Below are 18,289 nucleotides of genomic sequence, written 5' to 3'. Positions count from 1 at the left end.
GGGTGCGGCGTTCGGGGGTGGTCGCGAGGTGAGAGTGGTGGGGGTGCCTCCGGGAGGCTATTAACCTCGGGGGTATGACGGTTACTTCGGTTCGCGTGCGGCGAGTCACTACTACTAGGGCGGGTGGGTCTTCTAAAGCGCCTTATGACTCGTTCAATCTCGGGGACCATGTCGGCGATGATCCGGAGGCGGTGCGGCGCAATCGGTTACGGCTGGCCGAGGGGATCGGGTTGGCGGCCGGGCGGCTGGTGTGGATGGAGCAGGTGCACGGGCGGTCGGTGGCCATCGTGGACGGGCCGCGTGAGGAGCCGGTGCCGGTGACCGATGCGCTCGTCACCACCGTGCCGAATCTGGCTCTGGTGGTGCTGACCGCGGACTGCGTGCCGATTCTGCTGTCCGACGACGAGGCGGGTGTGATCGCGGCGGTGCACGCCGGGCGGGTGGGCGCGCGCATCGGGATCGTGCCCCGGGTGCTCGAGGCGATGATCTCCGTCGGTGCCCGGCCCGAACGCATCGGCGCCTTCCTGGGTCCGGCCGCGGGCGGGCGGAGCTATGAGGTGCCCGCCGCCATGCGCGACGATGTGGAGGCCCATCTGCCGGGCAGCGCGACCACCACGGCCAAGGGCACGCCCGCCCTGGACCTGCGCGCGGGTATCCGCCGCCAGCTCGAGGCGGCCGGGGTGAGCGGGGTGGCCGTCGACCCGCGCTGCACCATCGAGGACAAGACGTTGTTCAGTCATCGCCGCGGCGCGCCGACCGGTCGACTCGCCAGTGTCATCTGGATGGATTCCGAAGGTTCGGCCGCGTGATCTTCCCGAGATTCGCGTTCGGGCACCGGCAATTCGCCGATTTCGCGCATTCTGGCGTATTCGTGATGAGTTTCGCATTTCAGGGAGTTCTCCTATGACCGCCGAATCCGGCACCGCCGCAGCGGAATCAATCCGCACCGCGGAACTGTCCAGTGCGCTGACCGGTCTGTTGTCCCGGATCGAGGCCGCCTGCCGGGCCGCGGGCCGGGATCCGGCCGCCGTACAGTTGCTTCCGGTCACGAAGTTCTTTCCGGCCTCGGATATCGAGATCCTCTATGGGCTGGGCCGCCGGGAATTCGGCGAATCGCGCGAGCAGGAGGCCGCCGGGAAAGTGGCCACTTTGGGACACCTGTCCCAGATACGCTGGCATATGATCGGGCGGCTGCAGCGAAACAAGGCCAAGTCCGTGGCCCGCTGGGCGAACACCGTTCACTCGGTCGACAGCGAACGTCTAGCAAATGCTTTGGACGCGGGTGTGGCCGCGGCGCGCGAGGCCGGTGAGCGCGACACGCCGGTGCGGGTATTGCTCCAGGTCAGCCTGGATCGCGACCCGGGTCGCGGCGGTGTCGCCCCGGCGGATCTACCACAGCTCGCCGACCGAATCGCCGAATCGGAGAATCTGCGGCTGGCAGGCCTGATGGCAATCCCCCCGCTGGACACCGATCCGGAGCCGGAATTCGCCCGCCTGGCACAGCTGCACGCCCGGCTACTGGCCGATCATCCCGGGGCAGGGGAGCTTTCGGCCGGTATGTCGGGAGATTTGGAGACGGCCATTCGACACGGTTCCACCTGCGTGCGTGTCGGTACTGCCTTGATGGGCGCTCGACCGATAACCTCGGGATAGCAAACAAACCTCATCAGTCACATTCGAAACATATGCTTGTGGCGGACGAGGACTGAGCAGGACTTCAACACCCCAGGCCAGCCGGGTGCCGTAGGAAGGTCGACCAGGATGAGCGAGCGCAGCGAGCGGGGAAAGAGCGCAGCCACGAGCGTGCTCGTGCTGGAGCCGAGCGTCAGCGAGGTGGAGGCGATGAGCGAGCGCAGCGAGCGGGGAGAAAGCGCAGCCACGAGCGTGCTCGTGCTGGAGCCGAGCGTCAGCGAGGTGGAAGCATGAGCACGCTGCACAGGTTCAAGGCGTACTTCGGCATGGTTCCGCTCGAGGAATACGAAGACGATTACGTCGACGACCGCGGACCCCGGGGTGTGGAGGAGCGTTCGCGCCGAACCAGGGACTATGCCGAGCCGCGATACGAGCCCACCGGTCGGTCCCGTTTCACCGACGAGCGCTACGACGACGAGCCCGGCTATCCCGAGCCCACCTACAAGGCTCCCTACCAGCCCGGATACACCGTCGCCCGCCGCGAGGACTACGGCGACGACTCCTATGCCGACGACCGGTACGAGCCGCCGCGCCGCCCCACCCGCATCGACTCGGCCCCCTCGGGCCGCTCCCGCGGACTGGGTACACCCCCGATGGTCCGCGGTACCACGCACGGCGCGCTGGCGGTGGACCCCGAGGTCGAGCGCAGATTGGAAGAGCGGCGGGTGGAAGAGCGGACCCGCTTCGAGCCGGCGCCGCGGCGCGCGCCGGTCTTCGAGGACGGAGGGCCCTTGTCCAAGATCACCACGCTGCGTCCGCGCACCTATGCCGAGGCCGCCATCATCGGCGAGCGCTTCCGCGACGGCACCCCGGTGATCATGGACCTGGTCGAGATGAGCAACGCCGACGCGCGCAGGCTCGTCGACTTCGCCGCGGGCCTGGCGTTCGCGCTGCGCGGCTCGTTCGACAAGGTCGCGACGAAGGTGTTCCTGCTCTCACCGGCCGATGTCGACGTATCGGCGGAGGAACGTCGACGGATCGCCGAAAACGGTTTCTACAACCAGAAATAGGACGTTTCACCGGGGGTGACGGATGTGGTCGGCCGACCGGGTCGACACGCCATGAGCGGGGGGAGTACCGCTGTGCTGGACGGCGCGGGGAGTTTGCAGGACACCGAATCTGAGGCAGAGTAGAGACGTGGCCTTGTTCAAGGTGCTGTACGTACTCCTGTTCCTCTTCTGGCTGTTGCTGATCAGCCGAGTCATCGTCGAGTTCATCCGCAGCTTCGCCCGGGACTGGCATCCCCGGGGTGTCGTCGTGGTGATCCTCGAGGTGATCTTCACGATCACCGATCCTCCGGTGAAACTCCTGAGGCGATTGATACCTCCCGTGAACTTGGGTGGAATTCGCCTCGATCTGTCGATTATGGTGCTTCTTTTCATCGTCTTCATCTTGATGACGATCACGAGCAGGCTCGGGCAGCCGGTAGGCCCGGTGTGACAGAATGGGCGTGAAGAATAGCTTGCTAGATCTGATGCTAGATCTCCGTACGAAGCGTGAAGGGATCCTTCCATGCCGCTGACCCCAGCCGATGTGCACAACGTCGCGTTCAGCAAACCGCCGATCGGGAAGCGCGGCTACAACGAGGATGAAGTCGACGCCTTCCTCGACCTGGTCGAGCAGGAACTCTCACGCCTCATCGAAGAGAATGCCGACCTTCGCCAGCGGGTTGCCGAGCTGGATGCCGAACTGGCAGAGGCGAAGAAGGTCCGCCCGGCGCCGCAGGCCGTGAAACCGGCTCCGCCGCAGCCCGAGCCGCCCAAGCCCATCCCCGTGGCGCCCCCGGCCCCGATGCCCGCCGCCCCGATCCCGCCGAAGGATTCGGCCGGAGCGGACGCGAATCTGCAGGCCGCCAAGGTGCTCAGCCTGGCCCAGGAGATGGCCGACCGGCTCACCAGCGATGCCAAGACCGAGGCCGAGCAACTGCTGGCCAACGCCCGCGCCAACTCCGAGCGTCTGGTCAGCGATGCCCGCACCCGTTCCGAGGGCATGGTCGGCGAGGCCCGGCAGAAGGCCGAGGCCCTGCTGTCGGACGCGCAGAACCGCTCGGACAACCAGCTGCGCCAGGCCAAGGAGAAGGCCGACGCCCTGCAGGCCGACGCCGAGCGCAAGCACACCGAGATCATGGCGACCATCACCCAGCAGCGCAGCGTGCTGGAGAGCCGGATCGAGCAGCTCAAGACCTTCGAACGCGAGTACCGGGTGCGGCTGAAGTCCTACCTGGAATCGCAGCTCGAGGAGCTGGAGAACCGCGGTTCCGCGGTACCGGTCGACGGCGGCGACGCATTCGAGGGCGCCGTGGCCAACCACAACCATGCCCCCGCCTCGTTCGCCAAGGGCGGCAAGTAGTCTCGAAGGCACGTAGTCTCGAGTATCGCCGCGGCCGTCACCTTCGTGCGGCAGCGCAGTTGTGTGGTCGGAAGTCTTGTCGAGCCACCTGGCCCGTCTAGGGGGTGACCATGCTCGTTCTGACGCTTGTCTTGGCCGCGATCGGCTTTGCCCTACTGGTGACCGCATTGACCACCGGATCGGTGGTGTGGGCCTGGGGCTGCATCGTCGTCTGTGTCGCCGGCGCGGTTCTGCTGCTGGTGAGTGCGCTCTCGATGCGCGATGCGACCGACGATACGCAGTCACGCCCCGGTCGGCATGCCAAGCGCGCGACCCCCACTCGCCATCCCGGTGACACCACCAGACATTCGGGCGGTCCCACGCGTCGCCCCGGCGAATCCGGGCGGGCCGTGGGCGATGTCCCGCGGTATTCCGCCGGGTACCCGGGCGAATCCACTCGTTACCCCGGCGAACACCGGGGCCGACAATAGGTTTGCCCGCCGCGGCTACAATCAAACCTGAAGCAACGGCACTGATCCGGCCATCACCGGGGAGCCTTCGGAAGAACGGCGTCGCAGCGGCGCTCAGTAGAACCGAACGGGTGAGCCCGTCACAGCTCGCAACGAAGTGGTCCGAGATTCGGACAAGCGGGGTGGTACCGCGGTTTCGGCGCACCGGCGCCGAGGTCGTCCCCGTGCCCACGGGATGCGCCGAGCGCGGCGCACAGGCACGAGGAGACCACGGCCGACATGGCGGACGAAGCAGCCACCCGCAGCGCCTACCCACGCGTGGATCTGGGTGAAGGCGGCCAGGTGTCGTTCCCCCGGCTCGAGCGGCGCGTCCTGGACTACTGGGCCGCCGACGACACCTTCCGAGCCAGCATCGAGAACCGTTCCGGCGCCGAGGAGTTCGTCTTCTACGACGGACCGCCCTTCGCCAACGGATTGCCGCATTACGGGCATCTGCTCACTGGATACGTCAAGGATTTGATCCCACGATTCCAGACGATGCGGGGCAAGAAGGTCGAACGGCGATTCGGCTGGGACACTCACGGCCTGCCCGCGGAAATCGAAGCCGAGAAGCAGCTCGGTATCACGGACAAATCACAGATCGATGCGATGGGCCTCGCGGAATTCAATGCCGCGTGCAAATCCTCGGTGCTGCGCTACACCAATGAGTGGCGCGCGTATGTCACGCGGCAGGCCCGCTGGGTGGACTTCGACAACGACTACAAGACCCTCGACCCGAACTTCATGGAGTCGGTGATGTGGGCCTTCAAGTCGCTCTACGACAAGGGGCTCATCTACCAGGGCTTCCGGGTGCTGCCCTACAGCTGGTACGAGCAGACGCCGCTGTCCAACCAGGAGGCGCGCCTCGACGACGCCTACCGGATGCGTCAGGATCCGGCGGTCACCGTCGATATGACCCTGGCGGTGCCCGCGGATCATCCGCTGCACGCGCTCGACGGTGCGAACGCGCTGATCTGGACCACCACGCCCTGGACGGTGCCGTCCAACCTCGCGATCGCCGTGCATCCCGACATCACCTACGTGCATCTCGAGGGTAAGGACGGTAAACGCTATCTGCTCGCCGCGGAACGGGTTTCGCACTACGCGCGCGAACTCGGCGACGAGCCCCGGATCCTGTCCGAGCATGCGGGCGCGGCGCTGGTCGGCCTGCACTACCGCCCGCCGTTCGACTTCTTCCTCGGCCACCCGAACTCCCATCGGGTGCTCGAGGCCGACTATGTGACCACCGACTCCGGCACCGGCGTCGTGCACCTCGCACCGGCGTTCGGTGAGGAGGATATGGATGTGGCCACCGCCAACGGCATCGAGGTCGTGCAGCCGCTCGACGCGGGCGGCAAGTTCACCTCGATGGTGCCGCCGTACGAGGGTCTGATGATCTTCGACGCCAATCCGGTCATCAGCAAGGATCTCAAGGCCGCCGGAAAGCTGGTGCGGCACGAGACCATCGAGCACTCCTATCCGCACAGCTGGCGGTCGGGTCAGCCGCTGATCTACATGGCGGTGCCGTCCTGGTTCGTCGCGGTCACCAAGTTCCGCGATCGGGCGGTGGAGCTGAATCGGCAGATCACCTGGGTGCCGGAGCATATCCGCGACGGCCAGTTCGGTAAGTGGCTGGAGAACGCGCGCGACTGGAACATCAGCCGAAACCGCTACTGGGGCGCGCCGATCCCGGTGTGGGTATCCGACGATCCGGCGTATCCGCGCGTGGACGTGTACGGCTCGCTGGATCAGCTCGAGCACGATTTCGGTGTGCGGCCCAGCGATCTGCACCGTCCGGTGATCGATGAGCTGGTGCGGCCCAATCCCGATGATCCGACCGGCAAGTCGATGATGCGCCGCGTGCCCGAGGTGCTGGACTGCTGGTTCGAATCCGGGTCGATGCCCTATGCCCAGGTGCACTACCCGTTCGAGAACAAGGAGTGGTTCGAGGGCACCGGCGATCAGGTGGCGCACAGCCCGGGCGATTTCATCGTCGAGTACAACGGTCAGACCAAGGGCTGGTTCTACAACCTGCACGTGCTCTCGACCGCGCTGTTCGACCGCCCGGCGTTCAAATCGGCTGTCGCGCACGGCATCGTGCTCGGCGACGACGGACTGAAGATGTCCAAGTCCAAGGGCAACTATCCCGATGTCAACGAGGTGTTCGACCGCGATGGTTCCGATGCCATGCGGTGGTTCCTGATGGCGTCGCCGATCCTGCGCGGGGGCAACCTCATCGTCACCGAGCGCGGCATCCGCGAGGGTGTCAGCCATGCGCTGCGGCCGCTGTGGAACGCGTGGACGTTCCTGCAGCTGTACGCGTCGAAACCCGGTGTGTGGCGCACGGATTCGCCGCATGTGCTGGACCGCTACATCCTGGCCAAGCTGCGCGAGACCCGCGATGTGATCACCGAGGCGCTCGAGGTCTACGACATCGCCACGGCCTGTGACCAGCTGCGCACCTTCGCCGACGCGCTCACCAATTGGTATGTGCGCCGGTCGCGTTCGCGCTTCTGGGACGAGGATCGCGACGCCATCGACACCCTGCATACGGTGCTCGAGGTGACGACCCGCCTGTCGGCCCCACTGCTCCCGCTGATCAGCGAGGTGATCTGGCGCGGGCTGACCGGCGGCCGCTCGGTGCATCTGGCCGACTGGCCGGGCGCGGCCGAGCTGCCGCAGGATCCGGAGCTGGTCTCGGCGATGGACGAGGTCCGCACGGTCTGCTCGACGGTCCTGAGCCTGCGCAAGGCCCAGAACCTGCGGGTGCGGCTGCCGCTGTCGGAGGTGACCATCGCCGCCCCCGCCGCGGAACGCCTGTCGCCCTTCGTGGATCTGGTCGCCGACGAGGTCAACGTCAAGCGGGTCGACCTGACCGCCGACGTCGCCGCGCACGGCCGCTTCGAACTGGTCGTCAACGCCCGCGCCGCGGGCCCGCGCCTGGGCAAGGCCGTGCAGACGGTGATCAAGGCGGTCAAGGCCGGCGAGTGGACCGAAACCCCCGAGGGCGTGGTCAGCGCCGCCGGGATCGATCTGCTCCCCGAGGAGTACACCCAGCGTCTGGTCGCCGCGGAACCGGAGTCGACGGCCGCCCTGCCCGGCAACGCCGGCCTGGTGGTCCTCAATTCGGTCGTCACCGAGGAACTCGAGGCCGAGGGCTGGGCCCGAGACCTCATCCGCGACCTCCAGGAAACCCGAAAGTCCCTGGGCCTGGACGTCTCCGACCGCATCACCCTCACCCTGCAGGTCCCCGCCGACAAACTCGCCTGGGCCGAAACCCACCGCGACCTGATCGCGGGCGAGGTCCTCGCCACCACCCTCACCTTCGGCGAAGCGGGCCCGTCGGCCGCCGACGTCGTAGGCGGCGTGCGAGCCTCGGTCACCAAGGCGTGAGCTCACCCCTGTTGCCCGGCCCGGCGGCCGGGCAACAGGGCGGATACGTTCGTCCGGACCGTTGGGAAGGAGGAACTCTGAGATGGCGCACAGTCGTTGGGTCACCGCCCACGATGCTGCCTGACCGGTTGGATTCGCAGGGTCAAACAGTCCGGGGCACAGGGGATTCGGATTGACTGAACACCGCCAGCTGGACCTCCAGGAGGAGGCGGTCGGCGGGGGAGTCGAGGTCCAGGCCCATGAGTTGGGTGGCGCGGCGGATTCGGTAGCGCAGGGTGTTGGGGTGGATGCGTAGGTGGGTGGCGGCGGTGCGGACGTCGCCTCGGTGGATGAGGTAGGACTCGAGGCTCAGGCGTAGTTCGGCGGAGTACTTCTCGTCGTAGTCGATGAGGGTGTTCAGGCGGGGGTCGCGCAGTTCGGGATGGTCGCCGACGAGGGTGAGGATCTCGGCGAGCAGTACCGTCGTGCGCGAACTGGCCAGTGTGGTGACCCGTTCGCCGTCGGCGAGCGTGGCGGTGCGGTCGAGCACTCGGTCGACCTCGGCGCGGGCGCGGGCCACATCGGCCAGTCCGTCCACCGGCGCGGCGATGGCGGCGCGCAGATCCAGGCCGGAGCGGTCGGACAGCTGGCCGATCACCTGCCGGGTCCACGAGGCCACCCGGTCCACCGAATGATGTTCGGGGAACAGCACATACAGGCGATCGCCGATCCGGGTCGTCACGCAGTCCTGGCGAAAGGCGCTGGCGTGCAGGCGAAGTGTGACCGTGCCGCGGTGCAGCGTCTCCTCGTCCGGTGCGCCCGCGGCGTGCGGGGCGAAGCCGACCACCGCCGCGCGGCCGGCGGCGGCCATGGCGAAGGTTTCGGCGAAGATCGGGATGTCGACCTCGCCGCCGTGCGCCCCGAACAGTCGCTGGATCAGCAGTGCGTCCGTGGTGGGGGCATTGCGGGCACGCCAGATCACCCGTGCCGCAATGGAAGCCGCGCCGCGCAGCACCCGGGCGCTGTCACCGTCGAGCGGTTCGGTGCCCTCCTGCACCCAGATGGTCCCCAGCCAGGTGCGCCCGCCTCCGCCGCGTCGGCCCGGCTCCCGGATGCCGATCGCGATGCGCCGCCGCGTCTCCCACTCCGGATTCGCCGGAACCTCCACCACGTCAACGGTATTGCGCAGCCGATCGAATACCCCCTCGCGCTGCAGCCAGTGCAGATATCCGGCCGGGCCCTGCCGCCCGAGCACCGACGCCCGCCGCACCACATCGGCCGAGGCCGTGCTGTCGGCCGAATAGGCCAGCAGCCGGGACTGATCGTCCTCGATGCTCACCAGCCCGCGCGTGGACTCCGCCACCGACTGCGCCAATCCGAACAGATCGGTATCCACCGCGGGCATCGACTCCACCGTGCGCGGCCCGGCGCCGTCGTCGATGATCCGCCCGGTCAGCGAATGCACCATCTCCCACCGCGCATGCGGATGCACCGCGACCACCGCGATCCCGGCGTCGCGCGCCGCGGCACGCAGCCGCGTGGAGGCGCCCTTGGAGAACACCACCCTCGGCCGATGTTCGGGCGGGCAGCGCTCGCCCAGATCGCGCAGCCAGCGCGTCGCATCCTCGTCGTCGACGCCGACCTGCAGATACACCTCCGGCAGCGCCCGCCCCGGCGGCATATCCATGGCCAGATCGTCCACATCCATGAACGCGACGGAATCGACGATCACTTCCTCGCTCGCGGGCGCGTCGAGCAGCGTGACAACGGCGCTGGTCAGCGCCGATAGCAGCTCCGAAAGCGGTATGAAGCGGTTCACACTCTTCATTCAATCGGACGAAATCCACCCACGCAATTCGTCCGCTCGGACAACGGCCCGGAATGTCCGATACGGTTTATTGCTCCTTATGGACGCGATCACCACGGTTCCCGCACCGTCCAACGAACCCGTCAACTCGTATGCGCCCGGCACCCCGGAGCGCGCCCGGCTGCAGGCCGCGCTGCGCGAGCTGGCGGACAATCCCATCGAGCTGTCCCACGTCATCGACGGTGAGCACCGCGCCGGCACCGGCGCCCGCGTCGATGTGGTCCAGCCGCATAAGCACGCGGCCGTGCTCGGCACCTTCAGCGTCGCCGAGGCCGGCGATGTGCAGGACGCGGTCGATACCGCGGTGAAGGCCGGAGCCGCTTGGCGCGCACTGCCTTTCGACGAGCGCGCCGCGGTCTTCCTGCGCGCCGCCGATCTGCTGGCCGGACCCTGGCGCGAAACCATCGCCGCCGCGACGATGCTGGGCCAGTCCAAGTCGGCGCAGCAGGCCGAGATCGACGCGCCCTGCGAACTGGTCGACTTCTGGCGCTTCAACGTGCATTTCGCCCGCGAACTGCTGGCGGGGCAGCCGATCTCCAGCCCCGGGGTGTGGAATCGCACCGACTACCGCCCGCTCGAGGGTTTCGTCTACGCGATCACCCCGTTCAACTTCACCGCGATCGCCGGAAATCTGCCCACCGCACCGGCTTTGATGGGCAATACGGTGGTCTGGAAGCCCTCGCCCACCCAGGCCGTCGCCGCGTATCACACCATGCGCCTGCTCGAGGCCGCCGGACTGCCGCCGGGCGTGATCAACCTCGTGCACGGCCACGGCCCCGAGGTCTCCGATGTCCTGCTGGCCGATCCGCGCCTGGCGGGCATCCACTTCACCGGCTCCACCCGCACCTTCCAGCACCTGTGGCGCGAGGTCGGCAACCGCATCGATCGCTACCGCACCTATCCGCGGCTGGTCGGTGAGACCGGCGGCAAGGACTTCGTGCTGGCCCATCCGTCGGCCGATCCGGAGGTGCTGGTCACCGCGCTGGTCCGCGGCGCCTACGAGTATCAGGGCCAGAAGTGCTCGGCCGCCTCGCGGGCGTTCGTGCCGAAATCGCTGTGGTCGCGCATCGGCGATGAGCTGATCGACCGCATCGGCTCGCTGACCTACGGCGATGTCACCGATTTCGCGAATTTCGGTGGGGCCGTGATCGATCGGCGCGCCTTCGATCGCAATGTCGACGCGATCGAGCGGGCCAAGGCCACCGGCAGCCTGACCGTGGCGACCGGCGGGACCTACGACGACAGCGTCGGCTACTTCGTCGCCCCGACCCTGCTGGTCGGCGACGATCCGACCGATGAGGCGTTCCGCACCGAATACTTCGGCCCACTGCTGTCGCTGCACGTCTACGACGACGCCCGTCCGCACGCCTTCGAGGATGTGCTCAAGCTGGTCGATTCCGGTTCCACCTACGGACTGACCGGCGCGGTACTGGCGAACGATCGCACCGCCGTCGACAAGGCAAGTACCGCACTGCGTTTCGCCGCGGGCAACTTCTACGTCAACGACAAGCCCACCGGCGCGGTGGTCGGGCAGCAGCCGTTCGGCGGCTCGCGCGCCTCGGGCACCAACGACAAGGCGGGCTCGCCGCTGAATCTGCTGCGCTGGACCTCGCCCCGGTCGATCAAGGAAACCTTCGTCGCCCCCACGACCCACGAATATCCGCATCAGGCCCCCGCCGAGAGCGTGCCGGGGCCCGAGGGAGAGGGGCAGTAGCGATGAGCATGATGGTCCTGACCAATCCGCTGCGCCCGGCACTGTTGGCCGCCGCGCGCTCCCCGCGCGCCGAGCGCAGCCTCACCCGCATGCCGGTGACCAAGCGCATCGTCGAACGGTTCGTGGCCGGGGAGAACCGAGCGACCGCTCTGGATGCGATTCGAGAGCTCTTGGCGCACAATAGATTCGTCACCATCGACTATCTGGGCGAGGACACCGTCGATCCGGCGCAGGCCCAGCGGGTGGTGGACGAGTATCTGGAACTGATCGATGCACTGGCCCAGTTGCCGGTCGGCTCCGAGGCGGAGCGAGCGCGATCGGTGGAGGTGTCGGTGAAGCTGTCGGCGTTCGGGCAGGCGCTGCCCGGCGACGGCCACGCGGTGGCGCTGAACAACGCGCGCAAGGTCGTCGAGGCGGCCGAAAACGCCGGTGTCTGGGTCACTTTCGACGCCGAGGATCACACCACCACCGACTCCAGCCTGTCGATCGTGCGCGAACTGCGCCGCGATCACCCCGAGACGGTCGGCACCGTGCTGCAGGCGTATCTGCGTCGCACCGAGGACGACTGCCGGGCCTTCGCGCAGGAGGGCGCGCGGATCCGGTTGTGCAAGGGCGCCTACAACGAACCGGAGACGGTGGCGTTCCGCCGCAAGCGCGAGGTGGACGCCTCCTATCTGCGCTGCCTGCGAATCCTCATGCAGGGCAAGGGATATCCGATGGTGGCCACGCACGATCCGGCCATGATCGAGGCGGCCGCGCTGCTGGCGACGTCGGTGCCGCGCGGGCGCGAGGACTTCGAATTCCAGATGCTCTACGGCATCCGGCCCGCCGAACAGGATCGGCTGGTGGGTATGGGCCAGCATCTGCGGGTCTATGTGCCCTTCGGCGATCAGTGGTACGGCTACTTCGTCAGGCGACTCGCCGAGCGCCCGGCCAACCTCATGTTCTTCCTCCGGTCGGCTGTACCGGGGAAGTGAGCCGCGGCTCGGCGGGCGTGCCCCCCTTGTGACGCCACCTGGGCGTTCTCGCCGAGCGCGGCAAAACATCGGACCGTTGTTCATCGTGCCGTTGTCCAACGGCAGATTAGTGGTACTGTTATCTCCATGACAGTGACAGGGCCCACTGCGCGGGCCGGCTCCCGCGAGGGGGGAGCCGGGTCACTGTCTCGAACTTCCCGCGGTCGCTGACCGCGGGAATGCGAAACCGATGCTCGGCGGGCGCGACGCCCAATAGTGACGCCACCTAGTCGCGCCCGCCGAGCACGGCGAGCCCGTTTCGCCGGGCCGGGGGTCTGCGATTTTCGCCACACTCTGCTCGATGCGGAGTTATGCTCAAAAACTATCACTGTCTAGTTGAGCTTTGTGTTGTACGGATCGACCCAGCTGTGACACCCGCACCACCAGGTAAGTCCGGAGGTGTTTCGCGGTAGCCGGGCCTGCCCATCGCGGTGGTGTTACGCGACCGGAGGGCGAGCGCAAAGTGACAACACTGCACGGCGGAGGTGCCCGGTTCCTGCGGACCGGGGTCATGGGAATTCTGGTCGTCTCGGCGCTCGCCGCTCCCGCGGCGGCCGATGTCGGCTTCATCAGCGGCAGCAGTTCCGGTTCGGGGACCGGATCGGCCTCGCTCAGCGCCGACGGTCTCGCGAGTATGCCGATGGCGAGCCCGCGGGCGATGGCCGCGCTGAGCGTGGCGACCTCGCAGACCGGTAAGCCCTATCAATGGGGCGCGGTCGGACCGCACTCATACGACTGTTCGGGCCTGGTGCAGTGGGCATTTCGTCAGGTCGGCATCCTGCTGCCGCGCACCACCTGGCAGCAGGCGCGCGCCGGTAGCGCGGTCCCGTTCTTCGCCCTCATGCCCGGCGATGTGGTCATCGTGAACCCCGACGGGTCGCATGAGGGCATCTACGCGGGCGGCGGACTGCTACTCAACGCCTACGACTACGGGGTGGGCGTGGTCGCGACTCCGTTGAGCCAGTTCCACATCTACGCGATCCGCCGATTCTTCTGAACCGACTTCTACACTCCCACAGCCTCTTCCATCTCCTCCTCGGCGGCCTCGGACGGCGTCGATTCGCTCTCGGGAGCCGACTCGGCCGCATGCCGCCCGTGCTCCGCGGGAGCATTCGCGACGGCCCGCCGATGTTCGGTCAGTCCCGCGATCGCAACCAGCGCCAGCCCGGCCGCGAACCACAGCGCCAGGCTCGCGATCCGCCCGCCGAATCCGGCCGCGCCGTCGAAGTAGAGCAGGCTGCGGGCGCCCTCGACGAATCCCGCGCCGTTCCAGAAGGAATGCAGCGTACCGAAGAACCCGTTCTGCAATTCGGGCCGGTAGATGCCGCCGGAGGTGGTGAAGTTCAGCATCACGAACAGCACCATCATCGTCAGCGTCGTCCACCGCTTCAGGAAGGTGTGCGCGCCGATGCCGATCAGCAGGATGCCCGCCGAATACAGCCAGCCCATCGCCCAGATCTGCGCGTAGTCGTGGTCGACGACGCCGAAAACCGGTCCGGCCGTGACGATTCCGATGATGCTGACCAGCAGTGAGGTCACCAGTCCGCACAGCACCCGGATCGTCATGCTCGAGCCGGCCCCGGCCGCGCCGATCGCCGCGACGCTGCCGTAGGAGCCGATGCTCAACGCCACCAGCAGGAAGAAGATCCCCTGACCGGTCGGATCCCCGGCGGGCAGGGTGGTGATATCGGTGGTCCGCAGCGGCACATTCTGCTCGGTGGTGATGCGGCCGAACACCGCCTGCACGGCCATCGCCGTGGTATCCGAATTCGCCTTGGCCACCAGCAGTTCCGGCTGCCGCGCGTCGGGCACGTATGCCCCCGCCAGATCGCGGTCGCGCAGCCGTGCCACCGCCGCGTCGCGGTCGGCCAGGGTGATGACCTCGAGCCGATCGCCCGCGGTGTCCTTCATCGTCTGTGCGAGCACCTTCACCTGCGCGGTCTCGCCCACGACCGCCACCTTCAGATGGTTGGGCTCGGGGTGGTGGAACGCGCCCAGATACGCCAATGCCATACCGGCGCACATCAGCAGCGGGGTCAGGAGATGTCCGGCGAGATGCCGAAGCTGATGAGGGGCCATACGATCCACTCCAAGGGTTGGTAAATACAACTATCAATGGTTGTACTCTACAACTTGATCGTTGTACTATGCAACAATGACCCTCACCACGCGGACCGTGGCGATCCAGACCATTCAGCGCGAGCTGACCGCCTTCGCCCGGCGAGCCCGGGGCCGCGCCGCGGAGCTACATCCGGAGCTGTCGCTGGTCGCGGCGAGCATCCTGGATCTGGTCATCGATCGGGACGGCTGCCTGGCCACCGAGCTGGCGTGCCACTTCCTGCTGGACAAGTCCACGGTGAGCAGGCAGGTCGCGGCGCTCGAGCGCGAGGGCTATCTCGCCCGGGAGGTCGATCCCGCCAACCGCCGCAACCACATTCTGCGGGCCACCACCGAGGGCAGGCGCGTGGCCCGGGCGGCCCAGCGCGCCCGCGGACGCGCATTCGCCGAACGCTTCCAGGATTGGGACGATCGCGATATCGACCGGCTCGCCGCCTATCTGGTGCGTTACAACGCGTCCGACGGTTCCTGATTGGCGACCAGCTGGCGCAGCAGCGGACCGTAGGACGAATGCGCCAGCGCCGAGGCGAACTGGGCGGTCAGATAGTCGGCCGGATTGCCCGTGTCGTACCAGCGGCCACGAATCACCTGTCCGTATACGGCATTCGAGTCGGCGAAGGTGTTGATGGCATCGGTCAGATACACCTCGCCGGTGCGATGGGTGTACCAGTCGGCCACCTGCTTGCGCAGCTCCTCGACGATGCCCGGGGTGACCACGTAGCCGCCGATAGCGGCATAGGCGGACGGGGCGTCCTCCTGCTTCGGCTTCTCGCGCAGGCCGCCGATGCGCAGCAGCCCGTCCTCGAGGGTCTCGCGCACGACCGGCACGCCGTAGCGCTGGGAGTCGGCCGGATCCATCGGCATGAGCGCCAGCACCGGGGCCTTGGTCTTGTTGTAGGCGTCGATGAGCTGCTGGGCGCGCGGGATCTCGGCGACGAACACGTCGTCGGGCCAGAGCACCAGCATCGGCTCGTCGCCCAGGTTGCGGGCGGCGTTGAGCACCGGGGTGCCGTTGCCGTAGGGGCCGTGCTGGTCCAGGTAGCTGATATGACCCAGGCGGCCCAGCTCGCCGACCTCCTCGACGGCGTCGGCGTAGGCGGTCTTGCCGTCGGAGCGCAGCTGCGCCACCAGCGCCGGATTGGGCCGGAAGTGGTCCTGGATCAGAGACTTACCGGCGCTGACCACGATCGTGATGTCGGTGATACCCGAGGCGACCAGCTCGCGCACGGTGTGCTCGATCACCGGTTTGTCGCCGACCGGCAGCATCTCCTTCGGGATGGCCTTGGTCAGCGGCAGCAGGCGAGAACCGATGCCCGCGGCTGGGATCACGGCCTTGCGGATAGTCATGGAGCGATCATCACATACTCGTCCGGGCGGATTTGTCAGTAGGCGAGCGTAGATTTCGGTGCATGAACCTCGAACCCGCCTCGGCTACGCCACGGTTTTGGCCAGGTCACGAGGCGTTTAACGGGGTAGGCCAGGGTAGTGCCTCGCGGGCGGTGACGGGTTCGGATACCCAGGAATTCAACAGCAATTACGCAGCAATTAGCACTGATGTGCCGATCGGGGTCTCCGACCTCACGGTCACCGCCCGGCGTTGGGTGTTGCATATCGATATGGACGCGTTCTTCGCCTCGGTCGAACAGCTGACCAGGCCGACGCTGCGCGGTCGCCCGGTGCTGGTCGGCGGCATGGGCGCGCGCGGGGTGGTCGCGGGGGCCAGCTACGAATCGCGGGTGTTCGGCGCGCGGTCGGCCATGCCGATGCATATGGCTCGCCGGTTGGTGGGGGTCACCGCGGTCGTCGTCCCGCCGCGCGGGGTCGTCTACGGCGAGGTCAGCGGGCAGGTGTTCGACACGCTGCGTTCGGCTATCCCGGTGCTCGAGACGCTGTCGTTCGACGAGGCCTTCGGCGAGCCCGCCGAACTGGTCGGGGCGAGCGCCGGGCGGGTGCTCGAATTCTGCGAGCGGCTGCGGATGCTGGTGCGCGAGCGCACCGGATTGGTCGCCTCGGTCGGCGCGGGCACCGGTAAGCAGTTGGCCAAGATCGCCTCGGGCCTGGCCAAACCCGATGGGGTGCGGGTGATCTCACCGGTCGATCAGCAGACGCTGCTGGCCGCGTTGCCGGTGCGCAAGCTGTGGGGGATCGGGCCGGTGGCCGAGGGGCGGCTGCGCTCGGTGGGCATCGAGACGGTCGGCGCCTTCGCCGCGCTGCCCGAACAGGAGGCGATGTCGTTGCTGGGCGGCGCCGTGGGCGCGGCCCTGCACCGGCTGGCCCGCGGCATCGACGACCGCCCGGTCGCCGAGCGCGCCGAGGCCAAGCAGATCAGCGCCGAAACCACCTACGAGAGCGATATTCTCACCCTCGCCCAGCTGCGGGCGGCCATCGAGGAGATGGCGGCGCACGCGCATCGGCGGCTGGTCCGCGACGGGCGGGCCGCGCGCACGGTGGTGCTGAAGTTGCGCAAGGCCGATATGAGCATCGTGACACGGTCGTTCACGCTGCCGTACGCGACCGAGGATCCGGCCACACTCACCGCCGCGGCGCTGCGCTCGGCGATCGATCCGGAGGAGCTGGGCTCGATTCGGTTGGTGGGGGTGGGTTTCGGCGGATTGTCCACGGTGCGCCAGGAGTCGCTGTTCCCGGAACTGGATCAGGATCTCGCGGCCCGGCGCGCGCCCGGCCCCGCCGAACGCGGTCCGGGTCCGCTCGACACGCTCGACGAATTCGTCACGCCCGAGCCCACTCTGGCGATCGCCGAACCCGCCCCCGCGGGTCCGCAGGCGCCGGTTCCGCCCGCGACCCGCTCCTACACCACCGCGTTCTGGTATCCGGGCCGCGATGTGTCCCATCGCGAACACGGCCACGGCTGGGTGCAGGGCAGCGGGCACGGACGCGTCACGATCCGGTTCGAGACACGCTCGACAGGGCCGGGTCCGGCGTATACGTTTGCCGCCGACGATATCGATCTCTCCCCGGCCGACCCGCTCCTTAGTCTTCGTTGAATTTCGGCGGGTAGCGTGAGGCCACTCGTGCGGCGCTGCCGGCCCTGGTGGTCGCTGTCACGTGCACGGAACCAGACCAACTCGAACGCAAAGGACGAGCATTGAAGCTTCAGACGACTGGACGTATCGCGGTCGCCACCCTGGCCGTTGTGGCGGCGCTCGGGATGTCGGCGTGCGGTAGCGGCGACAAGAACGGGAACGGCAGCAAGGCCAGTAAGACGACCAGTGCGGTCGCCACCTCGGTCGCCAATGTGCCGCCGACTCCGACCGTCGCGGAGCTGAACACGGAACTGCAGCAGACGCTGGATCCGAATGTGCCCGACGCGCAGAAGGTCCAGTACCTCGAGGACGGCGAGGCCTCGCTGGCGAAGGATCCGGACATGATCAAGAAGCTGGTCACCGCCTACCAGCAGAACAACGCCAAGATCGATGTCATCAGCGTTTCCGCGCTGCTGGACCAACTGACGGCGAAGGTGAACTTCTCCGTCAACGGCGCCGCCCCCACCGAGGCCGATGTGCCGTTCATCGCGCAGGACGGCAAGTGGAAGCTGCAGAAGAGCTGGGCCTGCGCCGGTCTGCAGAATCTGGGCCAGACCTCGCCCGCCTGCAGCTGAGCGATCTCCTAGACATTCCGGCCGGTATCCGACGAATCGGATGCCGGCTGGAGT

The 18,289-nt window shown here is 67.6% G+C and carries 17 protein-coding genes; 14 read left to right on the top strand and 3 right to left on the bottom strand.

What is annotated here, in order from left to right:
* Positions 1–74 precede the first annotated feature (74 nt).
* From pgeF to ileS, 8 genes are all read left to right on the top strand, one after another.
* A complete protein-coding gene (pgeF, locus tag ACIA76_RS30850) occupies positions 75–809 on the top strand; it encodes a peptidoglycan editing factor PgeF (protein WP_397156837.1) in 735 nt (244 codons plus the stop codon).
* A gap of 94 nt (positions 810–903) precedes the next feature.
* Entirely contained in the window at positions 904–1,653 is a 750-nt protein-coding gene (locus tag ACIA76_RS30845) for a YggS family pyridoxal phosphate-dependent enzyme (RefSeq protein WP_397156835.1), read from the top strand.
* A 108-nt stretch (positions 1,654–1,761) separates the two neighbouring features.
* Complete coding sequence (locus ACIA76_RS30840) at positions 1,762–1,926, top strand: hypothetical protein (RefSeq protein WP_397156833.1); 165 nt, start codon at positions 1,762–1,764, stop codon at positions 1,924–1,926.
* Complete coding sequence (locus ACIA76_RS30835) at positions 1,923–2,702, top strand: cell division protein SepF (protein WP_397156832.1); 780 nt, start codon at positions 1,923–1,925, stop codon at positions 2,700–2,702. Before ACIA76_RS30840 ends, ACIA76_RS30835 begins: the two co-directional genes overlap by 4 nt.
* A 127-nt stretch (positions 2,703–2,829) precedes the next feature.
* On the top strand, positions 2,830–3,132 hold the full coding sequence (locus tag ACIA76_RS30830; RefSeq protein ID WP_062505179.1) for a YggT family protein: 303 nt from the start codon (positions 2,830–2,832) through the stop codon (positions 3,130–3,132).
* 72 nt (positions 3,133–3,204) lie between these two features.
* Positions 3,205–4,041 carry a DivIVA domain-containing protein gene (locus tag ACIA76_RS30825; protein ID WP_397156830.1) on the top strand — a complete coding sequence of 279 codons (837 nt, stop codon included), beginning with the start codon at positions 3,205–3,207 and terminating at the stop codon, positions 4,039–4,041.
* 110 nt (positions 4,042–4,151) lie between these two features.
* The gene (locus ACIA76_RS30820) at positions 4,152–4,511 is read left to right on the top strand and encodes a hypothetical protein (RefSeq protein ID WP_397156828.1); all 360 of its coding nucleotides are present in this window, start codon (positions 4,152–4,154) and stop codon (positions 4,509–4,511) included.
* A 258-nt stretch (positions 4,512–4,769) separates the two neighbouring features.
* Complete coding sequence (gene ileS / locus ACIA76_RS30815; protein WP_397156826.1) at positions 4,770–7,922, top strand: isoleucine--tRNA ligase; 3,153 nt, start codon at positions 4,770–4,772, stop codon at positions 7,920–7,922.
* A gap of 142 nt (positions 7,923–8,064) precedes the next feature.
* Here ileS and ACIA76_RS30810 read toward each other — a convergent pair whose 3' ends face one another.
* A complete protein-coding gene (locus tag ACIA76_RS30810; protein ID WP_397156820.1) occupies positions 8,065–9,720 on the bottom strand; it encodes a PucR family transcriptional regulator in 1,656 nt (551 codons plus the stop codon).
* An 88-nt stretch (positions 9,721–9,808) separates the two neighbouring features.
* Between ACIA76_RS30810 and pruA the strand changes: the two genes are divergently transcribed.
* The 3 genes from pruA to ACIA76_RS30795 all read left to right on the top strand — a co-directional run bounded on the left by pruA (position 9,809) and on the right by ACIA76_RS30795 (position 13,495).
* Positions 9,809–11,482: an L-glutamate gamma-semialdehyde dehydrogenase gene (pruA, locus tag ACIA76_RS30805; RefSeq protein ID WP_397156818.1), complete on the top strand. Its 1,674-nt coding sequence runs from the start codon at positions 9,809–9,811 to the stop codon at positions 11,480–11,482.
* Positions 11,483–11,484: 2 nt separating this feature from the next.
* A complete protein-coding gene (locus ACIA76_RS30800; protein WP_397156817.1) occupies positions 11,485–12,459 on the top strand; it encodes a proline dehydrogenase family protein in 975 nt (324 codons plus the stop codon).
* A gap of 550 nt (positions 12,460–13,009) precedes the next feature.
* On the top strand, positions 13,010–13,495 hold the full coding sequence (locus ACIA76_RS30795) for an NlpC/P60 family protein (RefSeq protein WP_397156815.1): 486 nt from the start codon (positions 13,010–13,012) through the stop codon (positions 13,493–13,495).
* An 8-nt stretch (positions 13,496–13,503) separates the two neighbouring features.
* Here ACIA76_RS30795 and ACIA76_RS30790 read toward each other — a convergent pair whose 3' ends face one another.
* Positions 13,504–14,577 (bottom strand): hypothetical protein, encoded by a 1,074-nt coding sequence (locus ACIA76_RS30790; protein WP_397156813.1) that lies wholly within the window; start codon positions 14,575–14,577, stop codon positions 13,504–13,506.
* A gap of 76 nt (positions 14,578–14,653) precedes the next feature.
* Between ACIA76_RS30790 and ACIA76_RS30785 the strand changes: the two genes are divergently transcribed.
* On the top strand, positions 14,654–15,088 hold the full coding sequence (locus tag ACIA76_RS30785) for a MarR family winged helix-turn-helix transcriptional regulator (protein ID WP_397156811.1): 435 nt from the start codon (positions 14,654–14,656) through the stop codon (positions 15,086–15,088).
* On the opposite strand, the gene ACIA76_RS30780 is transcribed toward ACIA76_RS30785, so the two are convergent.
* A complete protein-coding gene (locus ACIA76_RS30780) occupies positions 15,064–15,963 on the bottom strand; it encodes a UTP--glucose-1-phosphate uridylyltransferase (RefSeq protein WP_397156809.1) in 900 nt (299 codons plus the stop codon). The genes ACIA76_RS30785 and ACIA76_RS30780 overlap by 25 nt on opposite strands.
* Positions 15,964–16,232: 269 nt before the next feature.
* Between ACIA76_RS30780 and ACIA76_RS30775 the strand changes: the two genes are divergently transcribed.
* Positions 16,233–17,621 carry a DNA polymerase IV gene (locus ACIA76_RS30775; protein WP_397157006.1) on the top strand — a complete coding sequence of 463 codons (1,389 nt, stop codon included), beginning with the start codon at positions 16,233–16,235 and terminating at the stop codon, positions 17,619–17,621.
* A gap of 101 nt (positions 17,622–17,722) precedes the next feature.
* Positions 17,723–18,235, top strand: coding sequence for a hypothetical protein (locus ACIA76_RS30770; RefSeq protein ID WP_397156807.1), 513 nt, complete (start codon positions 17,723–17,725; stop codon positions 18,233–18,235).
* Positions 18,236–18,289 lie beyond the last annotated feature (54 nt).

This window comes from Nocardia sp. NPDC051570, from assembly GCF_044454005.1.
GTDB lineage: Bacteria > Actinomycetota > Actinomycetes > Mycobacteriales > Mycobacteriaceae > Nocardia.
The sequence above is the reverse complement of the archived record's forward strand: the minus strand, read 5'-3'. Positions and strand labels throughout refer to the sequence as shown.

What these genes read in the sequence shown, in the direction of transcription:
- pgeF (WP_397156837.1), top strand. Translation starts at nt 75, where the DNA reads ATGACGGTTACTTCGGTTCGCGTGCGGCGAGTCACTACTACTAGGGCG.
- ACIA76_RS30845 (WP_397156835.1), top strand. Translation starts at nt 904, where the DNA reads ATGACCGCCGAATCCGGCACCGCCGCAGCGGAATCAATCCGCACCGCG.
- ACIA76_RS30840 (WP_397156833.1), top strand. Translation starts at nt 1,762, where the DNA reads ATGAGCGAGCGCAGCGAGCGGGGAAAGAGCGCAGCCACGAGCGTGCTC.
- ACIA76_RS30835 (WP_397156832.1), top strand. Translation starts at nt 1,923, where the DNA reads ATGAGCACGCTGCACAGGTTCAAGGCGTACTTCGGCATGGTTCCGCTC.
- ACIA76_RS30825 (WP_397156830.1), top strand. Translation starts at nt 3,205, where the DNA reads ATGCCGCTGACCCCAGCCGATGTGCACAACGTCGCGTTCAGCAAACCG.
- ACIA76_RS30820 (WP_397156828.1), top strand. Translation starts at nt 4,152, where the DNA reads ATGCTCGTTCTGACGCTTGTCTTGGCCGCGATCGGCTTTGCCCTACTG.
- ileS (WP_397156826.1), top strand. Translation starts at nt 4,770, where the DNA reads ATGGCGGACGAAGCAGCCACCCGCAGCGCCTACCCACGCGTGGATCTG.
- pruA (WP_397156818.1), top strand. Translation starts at nt 9,809, where the DNA reads ATGGACGCGATCACCACGGTTCCCGCACCGTCCAACGAACCCGTCAAC.
- ACIA76_RS30800 (WP_397156817.1), top strand. Translation starts at nt 11,485, where the DNA reads ATGAGCATGATGGTCCTGACCAATCCGCTGCGCCCGGCACTGTTGGCC.
- ACIA76_RS30795 (WP_397156815.1), top strand. Translation starts at nt 13,010, where the DNA reads ATGGGAATTCTGGTCGTCTCGGCGCTCGCCGCTCCCGCGGCGGCCGAT.
- ACIA76_RS30790 (WP_397156813.1), bottom strand. Translation starts at nt 14,577, where the DNA reads ATGGCCCCTCATCAGCTTCGGCATCTCGCCGGACATCTCCTGACCCCG.
- ACIA76_RS30785 (WP_397156811.1), top strand. Translation starts at nt 14,654, where the DNA reads ATGACCCTCACCACGCGGACCGTGGCGATCCAGACCATTCAGCGCGAG.
- ACIA76_RS30780 (WP_397156809.1), bottom strand. Translation starts at nt 15,963, where the DNA reads ATGACTATCCGCAAGGCCGTGATCCCAGCCGCGGGCATCGGTTCTCGC.
- ACIA76_RS30775 (WP_397157006.1), top strand. Translation starts at nt 16,233, where the DNA reads ATGGACGCGTTCTTCGCCTCGGTCGAACAGCTGACCAGGCCGACGCTG.